The organism is Methylobacterium sp. CCH5-D2 (assembly GCF_001556475.1).
In the GTDB taxonomy this organism is placed as follows: domain Bacteria; phylum Pseudomonadota; class Alphaproteobacteria; order Rhizobiales; family Beijerinckiaceae; genus Methylobacterium; species Methylobacterium hispanicum.
In genome coordinates this window covers 1-10313 of record NZ_LSIX01000671.1, presented here as the reverse complement: position 1 = coordinate 10313, position 10313 = coordinate 1, and the positions used below count along the sequence as shown (strand labels likewise).

At 71.3% G+C, this 10313-nt stretch carries 10 protein-coding genes; 5 read left to right on the top strand and 5 right to left on the bottom strand.

Going from position 1 to position 10313, the window contains the following annotated elements:
* Positions 1–201: 201 nt before the first annotated feature.
* Both AX737_RS17850 and AX737_RS17845 read left to right on the top strand, forming a co-directional pair.
* Entirely contained in the window at positions 202–798 is a 597-nt protein-coding gene (locus AX737_RS17850) for a ribonuclease HII (RefSeq protein ID WP_066923782.1), read from the top strand.
* A gap of 206 nt (positions 799–1004) precedes the next feature.
* Positions 1005–1526, top strand: a complete 522-nt coding sequence (locus AX737_RS17845; RefSeq protein WP_066923779.1) for a hypothetical protein — start codon at positions 1005–1007, stop codon at positions 1524–1526.
* A gap of 7 nt (positions 1527–1533) precedes the next feature.
* On the opposite strand, the gene moaB is transcribed toward AX737_RS17845, so the two are convergent.
* The 4 genes from moaB to AX737_RS17825 form a co-directional block, all read right to left on the bottom strand.
* Positions 1534–2085 carry a molybdenum cofactor biosynthesis protein B gene (moaB, locus tag AX737_RS17840; RefSeq protein WP_066923778.1) on the bottom strand — a complete coding sequence of 184 codons (552 nt, stop codon included), beginning with the start codon at positions 2083–2085 and terminating at the stop codon, positions 1534–1536.
* 62 nt (positions 2086–2147) lie between these two features.
* Positions 2148–2363, bottom strand: coding sequence for a hypothetical protein (locus AX737_RS17835; protein WP_066923777.1), 216 nt, complete (start codon positions 2361–2363; stop codon positions 2148–2150).
* 192 nt (positions 2364–2555) lie between these two features.
* The gene (locus AX737_RS17830; protein WP_066923785.1) at positions 2556–3773 is read right to left on the bottom strand and encodes an LL-diaminopimelate aminotransferase; all 1218 of its coding nucleotides are present in this window, start codon (positions 3771–3773) and stop codon (positions 2556–2558) included.
* A 157-nt stretch (positions 3774–3930) separates the two neighbouring features.
* On the bottom strand, positions 3931–4284 hold the full coding sequence (locus AX737_RS17825; RefSeq protein WP_066923773.1) for a hypothetical protein: 354 nt from the start codon (positions 4282–4284) through the stop codon (positions 3931–3933).
* A gap of 149 nt (positions 4285–4433) precedes the next feature.
* Here AX737_RS17825 and phaC point away from each other — a divergent pair, with 149 nt between their 5' ends.
* On the top strand, positions 4434–6221 hold the full coding sequence (phaC, locus tag AX737_RS17820; RefSeq protein WP_066923770.1) for a class I poly(R)-hydroxyalkanoic acid synthase: 1788 nt from the start codon (positions 4434–4436) through the stop codon (positions 6219–6221).
* Positions 6222–6383: 162 nt separating this feature from the next.
* On the opposite strand, the gene AX737_RS17815 is transcribed toward phaC, so the two are convergent.
* Positions 6384–7709, bottom strand: a complete 1326-nt coding sequence (locus tag AX737_RS17815; protein ID WP_066923768.1) for an outer membrane protein transport protein — start codon at positions 7707–7709, stop codon at positions 6384–6386.
* 378 nt (positions 7710–8087) lie between these two features.
* On the opposite strand from AX737_RS17815, the gene AX737_RS17810 reads away from it, so the two are divergent.
* Both AX737_RS17810 and AX737_RS17805 read left to right on the top strand, forming a co-directional pair.
* A complete protein-coding gene (locus tag AX737_RS17810; RefSeq protein ID WP_066923766.1) occupies positions 8088–8972 on the top strand; it encodes a fumarylacetoacetate hydrolase family protein in 885 nt (294 codons plus the stop codon).
* Between the two features lie 144 nt (positions 8973–9116).
* Entirely contained in the window at positions 9117–10196 is a 1080-nt protein-coding gene (locus AX737_RS17805; protein WP_082773120.1) for a methyl-accepting chemotaxis protein, read from the top strand.
* The last annotated feature ends 117 nt before the right edge of the window (positions 10197–10313 follow it).

The following is a 10313-nucleotide window of genomic DNA, read 5'->3' as shown; positions in this document are numbered from 1 at the left end:
CATATGCCGAGCGAGCCCTGAGACGAATGGAGCGCGGGTCCCCTCTCCCGCACGGGAGAGGGGACCCGCGCTCCATTCGTCTCAGGGCTCGCTCGGCATATGCGATTGCCCTGCCGCAAAGGAGGGAGAGCGCCGGACCGGCATTCCCGGCCCGCGCCGGATCGCATAGAACGGCCGCCCCGCCACGCCCGAGACCCCGCGATGCCCCCCTTCGACCCGGCCGAGGCCGCGCGCTACCCGGCCGCGATCGGCTGCGACGAGGTCGGGCGCGGCGCGCTCTGCGGCCCCGTGGTGGTCGCGGCGGTCTGGTTCGATCCCGCCGCCCTCCCCCCCGACCTGCTGGCGCGGCTCGACGACAGCAAGCGGGTGCCCGAAGCCCTGCGAACCGTGCTCACACCCCTGATCCGCGAGCACGGGCGCGTCGCGGTGGCGGCGGGCTCGCGGGCGCTGATCGACCGCCTGAACATCCGGGGCGCCACCCTCGACGCCATGCGCCGCGCCGTGCTGCGGCTCGGCCTCGACGCGCCCGTGCTGGTCGATGGGCGCGACACGGTGCCGGGCCTGCCCCTGCCCTGCCGGGCCGTCATCGGCGGCGACCGGCTCGTGCCGCAGATCGCCGCCGCCTCGATCGTCGCCAAGACCGTGCGGGACACGCTGATGCGCCGCCTCGCCCTGCGCCACCCGGATTACGGCTGGGAGCGCAATGTCGGCTACGGCACCGCCCTGCACCGCGCCGGCCTCGCGGCCCGCGGCCGGAGCCCGCATCACCGCCTCACCTTCACGCGCACCTTCGCCTGACGGTTCAGAACAGCGCGAGCTGCGTGCCCGGCACCGCGAAGGCCGTCGTGTCGAGCTTGAGGCTCTCCATCCTGTAGCCGGGCCCCGCCCAGGCGGCGCCTGTTTGTTGGGCAACGAGCCCCGCTTCAGTTCACCGTACAGGGATTGGCGGCGCGAGCCCTGCGGGAAGAGGGTTTCTTTGCTGCCGAAATCGGTTATCGGCGCGCATGCTTTCCGCGGTGACCTACATCGCCCGGCCCGACGGGCCCGACGCGATCGACCTGCTTGCCGATACCCTGAGCGCGCTCGTCGCCGGTGTGGCGGCCGGGCTCGTCGGCGACGCGGTGATCGTCGCCGGGGCGGCGCACGCGGGGGTGGCGACGGTGGCCGAGGCCACGGGGGCGACGCTCGTCGTGCGCGCGGGCCGCGCGAGCCCCTGGACGGCGGGCGCGGCCGTCGCGCGGCGCGACTGGGTGCTGTGCCTGGAGGCGGGCGACGTTCCGGCCGAGGGCTGGATCCGCACCCTCGACCGCTTCGTCGGCACGGCGCGTCCCGGAACGGCGCTGGCGCGCCTGCGCCGGCCCCATGCCGGCCTGCCCCTGCGGATGATCGCCCGCGGCGAGGGCGTGGTCGGCGCGGGCCGCGCGCGGGCCGGCGACCTCGTGCGCCGCGACCGGCTGCTCGCCGGTCCGGTCTTCGCGCCGCGCCTCAAGCCGCGGCGCCTGAGCGCCCGCATCGAGCGGGGCTGACCCACCCCTACGCGGAGGCGCCCCGCCGCAGGTGCTCGTCGAGCCGCGGCAGGATCTCCACGAAGTTGCAGGGCTTGTGCCGGTAATCGAGCTGCTGGGCCAGGATCCCGTCCCAGGCGTCGCGGCAGGCGCCGGGCGAGCCCGGCAGCGCGAAGATGAAGGTCGAGCGGGCGACGCCCGCGGTCGCCCGCGACTGCAGGGTCGAGGTGCCGATCTTGTCGTAGGAGATGCGGTGGAACACCGCCGAGAAGCCGTCCATGCGCTTCTCGAACAGCGGCTCGACCGCCTCCGGCGTGACGTCGCGGCCGGTGAAGCCGGTGCCGCCCGTCGTGATCACCACGTCGATGCCGGGATCGCGGATCCAGGCCTCGACGCGCGCGCGGATCGCCGGCACGTCGTCGGTGACGATTGCCCGGTCGGCGAGCCGGTGCCCCGCCTCGGTAAGCCGCTGGCTCAGGGTGTCGCCGGAGCGGTCGTCCGCGAGCCCGCGGGTGTCCGATACGGTGAGCACCGCGATGGCGAGGGGAATGAAGCTGCGTGCGTGCGTCTCGCTGGCCATGCTCGAATCCTGTCTCGCGCCGGCCCCTCATATGGGTCTCGGCCCCGGCGCGTCAGGCCCGCTCAGCCCTTGGCGCGCAGAACCGGCTCGGGCGCGACCGGGTCGCAGTTCGTCCGGAAGGTGTTGAGCGGCATCGGGCGCGAGTCGCACACGAAGGCGTCCTGCGGCCCGGGCGCGGGGATGGGATCGCGGGCGACGATCGGGTTCGGCGCGCAGGCCGCGACCGCCCCCAGCGCGAGGGCGGCGAGCAGTGCGGCGGGCAGGTTCAGGCGGCGCATGCACCCCTCGGACACGAAAAACTGAGGACCCCTCGGCGGACCCTCGCGCAGCGCGCCGCGCCGGACAAGCGCGGGGGCGCCCCGGAGCGCGGCTTTGCGGAGCCCTGTCGCCCGGCCGCCACACGGCCGGGTGCCCGGCCGCTTCACGCCCGGGTGCCGGGCCGCCGACAAGGCCGGGCGGCGTGGCGCGCCTCAGCCGGCCTTCTGCATCGGCACGACGTTGTGCAGCGTCTTGTCGGCGTTGTCGAAGAAGCGCCGGATGTTGCGCGCCGCCTGGCGGATGCGCTGCTCGTTCTCGACCAGGGCGATGCGGACGTAGTCGTCGCCGTACTCGCCGAAGCCGATGCCCGGCGCCACCGCGACGTCGGACTTCTCCAGCAGCAGCTTGGAGAATTCCAGGCTGCCGAGCCCGCGATACTTCTCGGGGATCGGCACCCAGGCGAACATGGAGGCGGCCGGGGCCGGGATCTTCCAGCCGGCCTTGCCGAAGGAATCGACCAGCGCGTCGCGGCGCTTCCTGTAGATCGCCCGCATCTCGTGGATGCAGTCGTCCGGCCCGTTGAGCGCGGCGCTCGCCGCCACCTGGATCGGCGTGAAGGCGCCGTAATCGAGGTAGGACTTCACCCGGGTGAGCGCGGCCAGCAGCCGCTCGTTGCCCACCGCGAAGCCCATGCGCCAGCCGGCCATCGAGTAGGTCTTCGAGAGCGAGGTGAACTCGACCGTGCAGTCGATCGCGCCCGGCACCTGCAGCACCGAGGGCGGCGGCTCGCCGTCGAAATAGACCTCCGCGTAGGCGAGATCGGAGAGCAGGATCAGCTCGTGCTTCTTCGCGAAGGCGACGAGGTCCTTGTAGAAGTCGAGCCCCGCCACGTAGGCGGTCGGGTTCGAGGGATAGCAGACCACGAGCGCGACGGGCTTCGGGATCGAGTGCTGCACCGCCTTCTCGAGGGCCGGGAACATCGCGGGGGTCGGCTCGGCCGGGACCGAGCGGATGACGCCGCCCGCCATCAGGAAGCCGAAGGCGTGGATCGGGTAGCTCGGGTTCGGCACCAGCACCACGTCGCCGGGCGCCGTGATGGCCTGCGCCATGTTGGCGAAGCCCTCCTTGGAGCCGAGCGTGGCCACCACCTGCGTGTCGGGGTTCAGCGAGACGCCGAAGCGGCGCTGGTAGTAGTTCGCCTGGGCCCGGCGCAGGCCCGCGATGCCCTTCGAGGCCGAGTAGCGGTCGGTGCGCGGGCGCCCGGCCGTCTCGCAGAGCTTGGCGATGACGTGCTTCGGCGCGTCGAGGTCCGGGTTGCCCATGCCGAGATCGATGATGTCGGCGCCGTTGGCGCGGGCGGCGGCCTTGATCCGGTTCACCTGCTCGAAGACGTAGGGGGGCAGGCGCTTGATGCGGTGAAAGTCGGTCATGGCGGTGTCCATCGCGCACGGTCCCGGGTCTGGCGTTTCGAGATCTGGCGTTTCGAGGGTTGCCGGGGATGCGAACGGCCTTCCTAACACGGAAGGTCCCGGTTCGCCGACCCCGAAAAGGCGGCTGTGACGCGGCTGTGACGCGGCTCTGCCGCCGCTACTGCGCGGCGGGCGCCGCCGCCGGGTTGACGGACTTGCCGGCGCTCTCGGCGGCCCGGCCGCGGGCGAGGTTGCGGCTGCGGGCGCCCTCCAGCTCGGCCTCCAGCGCCTTCTGGCCCTCGCTCGACTTCGCCCGCACGGGCCGCGGCGGGGCCGAGACGCCGACCGGCAGGAAGTCGGCGTTCTCCCGGCGCGTGCCGGTCACGAAGGCGGGCGCGTCGGGGCCCTTCGGCGCCGTGCCGCCGATGCCGAGGCTGCGCAGGCCCCCGACATCGCCCGAGCAGCCGCCCGCCGCCAGGGCGAGGGCGAGGGGGGCGAGGCGGAGGGGCGACAACGTGCGGGGCGAGAACATGCTGGAGATGTAGCGGCCGCGGCTCGATCGGTCTGGCGAAATCTCCGGGTCGCGCCTTAATTTGTCGGAAACGAGGCCCCGCCCGATGCGTCGGGACAATGGGTCGGCCCGTCTCCCGCGAGACGGCGACAACAGGGAGTGACGCACGCGTGACGAGCCCCCACACGCCGCCGCCGCAGGTGCCCGATTTCGAGGCGCTGACGCGCAATGCCGGCCAGTTCGTCGAGACGATGGGCCGCAACGTCTCGCAGTTCCTCAAGCCCGCGGAGGCGGGCGCGGGCGGTTCGGACGAGTTGAAGGAGATGAGCCGGGCGCTGGGCAGCGTCGCCGAGCACTGGCTCTCCGACCCGCAGAAGAGCATCGAGGCGCAGACGAAGCTCGGCGAGGCCTTCGTGACGCTCTGGGGTTCCACCCTGGTCCGTCTCCAGGGCAACCCCGCCCCGCCGGTCGCGTCCCCGGAACCGAAGGACCCGCGCTTCGCCCACGCGGACTGGACGCAGAACCCCTATTTCGACTTCATCAAGCAGGCCTACCTCATCCTCGTGCGCTGGGCCGAGGATCTGGTGGACCAGGCCGAGGGGCTCGACGAGACGACGCGCCACAAGGCGCAGTTCTACCTGCGCCAGGTGACCAGCGCGCTCTCGCCCTCGAACTTCGTGCTGACGAACCCTGAGCTGATCCGGCAGACCTTCGCGGAGAACGGCGCCAACCTCGTGCGCGGCCTGCAGATGCTGCAGGAGGACATCGAGGCGGGCCGGGGCGAGCTCCGGGTGCGCCAGTCGGACCAGGCGAGCTTCGAGGTCGGCCGCAACGTCGCGGTCAGCCCCGGCGCGGTGGTGTTCCGCAACGATCTGATCGAGCTGATCCAGTACGCGCCCACGACCGAGACGGTCTTGCGGCGACCGTTCCTGATCGTGCCGCCGTGGATCAACAAGTTCTACATCCTCGACCTCAACCCGCAGAAGAGCTTCATCAAGTGGATGGTCGACCAGGGGCTGACCGTCTTCTGCATCTCCTGGGTCAACCCGGACGCGCGGCACGCGGACAAGGATTTCGAGAGCTACATGCGCGAGGGGATCGAGGCGGCGATCGACGCGATCGGCGCCGCGACCGGCGAGCGCGAGGTGGCGGCCGCGGGCTACTGCGTCGGCGGCACCCTGCTCGGCGTCACGCTGGCCTACCAGGCCGCCACCGGCAACACCCGGATCAAGAGCGCGACGCTGCTGACCACCCAGGTCGACTTCACGCATGCGGGCGATCTCAAGGTCTTCGCCGACGAGGCGCAGATCCGGCAGGTCGAGGCCCGCATGGCCGAGCGCGGCTATCTCGACGGCGCCCGCATGGCCAACGCCTTCAACATGCTCCGGCCCAACGACCTGATCTGGTCCTACGTCGTCAACAACTACGTCAAGGGCAAGCCGCCGGCCGCCTTCGACCTCTTGTACTGGAACTCCGACGCCACCCGGATGCCGGCGGCCAACCACGCCTTCTACCTGCGCAACTGCTACCTGGAGAACGCGCTCGCCAAGGGCAAGATGGTGCTGGGCAACGTGCGGCTGGATCTGGCCAAGGTGAAGGTCCCGGTCTTCAACCTCGCGACCCGCGAGGACCACATCGCCCCGGCGCTCTCGGTCTTCGAGGGCTCGTCGAAGTTCGGCGGCCCGGTCGATTACGTGCTGGCCGGCTCCGGCCATATCGCGGGCGTGGTGAACCCGCCGTCGAAGCCCAAATACGGCTTCTGGACCGGCGGGAAGGCGCAGGGCCGGCTGGAGGACTGGATCGCGGCGGCGACGGAGCACAAGGGCTCGTGGTGGCCCTACTGGTTCTCGTGGCTGGAGGCCCAGGCCCCCGAGCGCGTCCCGGCCCGTATCCCCGGGGAAGGCGCCCTCCCCTCCCTCGGACCGGCGCCCGGCACCTACGTGCGGATCAAGTCCTGAGGGTCATGGTTTCGAAAGGTCGAGACCTTTCGCGGGTGCAGGGCAGAGCCCTGCAGTCGAAAGCCCTGCCCGGCAGAGCCGGGCAGGGATTTCGAACCCGGGGCGCCGCCCCGGGACCCCGCCCAAGGGCCGAGGCCCTTGGGGATCCCGGGACCTCTGGCCTCAGTACTTGCGCACCAGCGGCGCGGGGGCGACCGGGCGGGCCGGCTCGCCGAACACGTAGCGGAAGCCCACCGATACGATGTCGGCGCTGGCGTCCGTGTAGCCCGCGAAGGCGATGTTGCCGACGTTGTAGTCGCGGCCCGGCCCGGAGAGGATCCGGTTGCGGTCGAGGAAGAAGTGCGAGTACGCGACGTTCAGCGTCAGCTTCTCGTTCCAGCGGTAGCTCGCGCCGATCGAGGCGATGTAGCGGTCGCCGTCCGGCAGGCGCGCCGAGCGGTTGGCGAACACGATCGGCGAGAGCTCGTAGGCGAAGCCGCCGCGGAGCGTGAAGTTCGGCGACCAGTCGTACTCGGCACCGATCGAGTAGGTGTAGCCGTCCTTGTAGTCGAGCGGCAGGTTGCTCACCGGCACGCCCAGCGTGCGCGAGACGATGCCGATGTTGCCGAGCCGGCTCCAGTTGTCCCACTCGAAGCCGAGGTTGACGCGGGTGACCGGGTTGATCGCCTGGGTCAGGCCGACGCTGAGCTTCTCGGGCGTGTTGAGGTTGGCCGTGACCTGTCCGGCCGTGCGGGCGAGCGCCACCAGCGGCACGCCGATCGAGCCCTCGATGTCGTGGTGCACCGAGGAGCGGTAGCCGACGCCCAGCACCGTGCCGGCCCAGGGCGTGATCGTGGCGCCCGCCGTGAAGCCGACGCCCCAGGAATCGCCCTTCAGGAAGGCGCTCGGATAGACCGCGGGCGACAGGCCCGGGATCGGCAGGGCCTGCCGCAGCGTCAGGCGGAAATACTCGATGTTCGGGCCGGCCGCGACCGAGAGCCACTCGTTGACCTTGAAGCCGATGACCGGGTTGAAGGCCAGCGAGAAGATCCGGCTCGAGCGGGCGTAGACCTCGCCGGCCCAGACCTGGTTCGGCTTGGTCACGAGGCCGAAGGGCGCGCCCGTCTGCAGGCCGATCCAGAGGCGGTCGTTGAGCTGGTAGGAGGTGGCGCCCGAAGGCACCACGGCGCCCTGCCCGATCTCGCCCGAGCCGCCGAGCGGCAGGAAGCCCGGGTTGGTGCCGAACGTCGGGGTGATCTCGGCCGACAGGTTGATGAAGGTGAGGTTCTGCTCGGTGACCCAGCCGGGCCGCATGGTGATGACGGCCGGGTTCCAGAACATCGAGGAGACGCCGCCCGAGCCCGAGGCCGCGCCCGCGAAGGACAGGCCCTGCGCCTGCGTGCTCTGCTCGCGGATGCCGAAGGCGCCGGCCCGCGCCTCGTGCGCGCCCGCCCAAAGACCCGTTGCTGCGACGCCCGCCAGCGCGAGAGCCCGACCCCTGCCCGTCATGGTACGATTCCCTAGAGCGTTCTTCGACGGTGCTGGATTCCCGATTCTTCGCGGGCTGGCACCTTGGACAGCACGATGATGTGTGGCGCGCTTATTTGCAAGTCGTGCCTTCTAAAGATCATCCATGTATATTTTCTCGACAGGATGCCGGATATCTGTTGTATCGCGTCTCCTGCACTGTATCGCGACGCAGAGGTAAAATAGTTCATATGTGAACCTTGCCGGATGGTGGCCGGCGCGGTTCGGCGTTGGCGGACCTCCGTGACATCCTTGCAACATGCGGCGGAGGGGCGGGCGCGTTTCGCGGCGGAGTCCTGCTTGCCTGCTGCGCGGGCCGCCCCAAGTCCCGTCCCGGGCACAACGTCCGGGAGCGACGCGATGAAGCTGATCCGACACGGCGCGCAGGGTGACGAGAAGCCGGGCCTCGTCGATCGCGACGGCGGCTATCGCGATCTCTCGGCGATCGTGCGCGACATCGCCGGGCCGGCGCTCGCCCGGGAAGCGCTCGACCGGCTGCGGATGATCGACCCCGAGAGCCTGCCACTCCTGCCGAAGGAAACCCGGCTCGGTCCCTGCGTCGGCGGCACCCGCAACTTCGTCGCCGTCGGCCTGAACTTCGCCGACCACGCCGCGGAGACCGGCGCGCCGATCCCGTCCGAGCCGATCCTCTTCAACAAGGCGCCCTCCTGCATCTCCGGCCCGAACGATCCGGTGATCATCCCGAAATCCTCGGCCAAGACCGACTGGGAGGTGGAGCTCGCCGTGGTGATCGGCGCGCGGGCGAGCTACGTCCACGCCAACGAGGCGCTCGACTACGTGGCGGGCCTCTGCATCTGCAACGACGTCTCCGAGCGCGAGTGGCAGATGGAGCGCGGCGGCACCTGGGCGAAGGGCAAGGGCTGCCCGACCTTCGGGCCTATCGGCCCCTGGCTCGTCACGCTCGACGAGATCCCGGACCTCAAGGCGCTCGGCATGAGCCTCGACGTCTCGGGGCGGCGCATGCAGACCGGCTCGACCGCGACGATGATCTTCGACGTGCCCCAGCTCGTCGCCTACACCTCGCACTTCATGATGCTGGAACCCGGCGACATCATCACCACCGGCACGCCGCCGGGCGTCGGGCTCGGCATGAAGCCGCCGCGCTACCTGAAGCCCGGCGACGAGATGGTGCTGCGCATCGACCGACTCGGCGAGCAGCGCCAGACCGTCGTGGCCTTCGACGACTGGACCGCGAAGGTCTCCTCCGGCGAGCCGACGGACTGATCGGTCGCGCGCTTCATTCCCGATTGCAGATGCCGAAATCTGCAATCGGGGGTGGATAATCCGGTCTGTTCTGTCCTGCCGACCGAATTAACGGTCTTTTACCGCTTTCGGAGGATGTTCTGCGGGCTCCAGAACGGACACGTCATGGCACAGCCCGTCCTCCACCCGATGTCCGCCGCGTCCGATGCCGCAACGCCGCCGACGCTGGAGGCGATCGTCCGCCTCGCCGCCGAGGTGCGGCAGCTCTCGCAGGACAAGACGGGCCGGATCCGCCAGATCACCGGCCATGCCCGGATCCTGGCGCTGAACGCCCTAATCGAAGCGGCGCGCGCGGGCGAGCACGGGCGGGGCTTCTCGGTGGTGGCGCAGGAGGTGCGGGCCATCGGCGCCGAGGTCGAGGGCCTTGCCCGCGAGTTGGAGACGCATCTCGACGGCCGGATCGCCGCGCTGCAGGAGGCGGTCGGGGCGATGGCCGGGCGCGCGCAGGAGGAGCGCCTCGTCGATCTCGCGCTGAACGCCGTCGAGCTGATCGACCGCAACCTCTACGAGCGCACCTGCGACGTGCGCTGGTGGGCGACCGACTCGGCGATCGTGGATTGCGCGGCCAACCCCTCGCCCGACGCCGCGGCCTACGCCTCCGCGCGCCTCGGCGTGATCCTCTCGGCCTACACGGTCTATCTCGACCTCTGGCTCTGCGACCCCGCGGGGCGGATCCTGGCGACCGGACGCCCCGACCGCTATCCGGGCCTTGCCGGACGCAGCGTCGCGGGCGAGCCCTGGTTCCGGGACGCGCTCGCCCTGCCGAGCGGGGACGATTACGGCTGCGCCGACATCCGGCGGGAGCCGCATCTCGGCAACGCGCAGGTGGCGACCTACGCGGCCGGCGTGCGGGCGGCCGGGCAGGTGCGCGGTCCGCTGGCGGGCGTGCTCGCCATCCATTTCGACTGGGAGCCCCAGGCCCGCGCCATCGTCGAGGGCGTCCGGGTCGCGCCCGCCGACCGGGAGCGCACCCGGGTCCTGCTGGTCGATGCGCGCCGCCGCGTGCTGGCCGCCTCGGACGGGCGCGGGATCCTCAGCGAGACCGTGGCGGCCAATCCCCTCGGCGGCCGCAGCGGCGTCGTGCGCGAGGCGGGCGGCCGGGTCACCGCCTATCACCGCACGCCGGGCTACGAGACCTATCGGGGGCTCGGCTGGTACGGGATGATCGAGCAGGCCCCCGCCTGAGCCCTTTGGGCAAGGTGCGCGAGGCTTGACGTCCGGCGGCCGATCCCGCTCAAAGGCAGGCATGAGCGAGACGCTATCTCCCCGTTCCCCCGAGACACCCGCGGCGCCGTCCGGGCC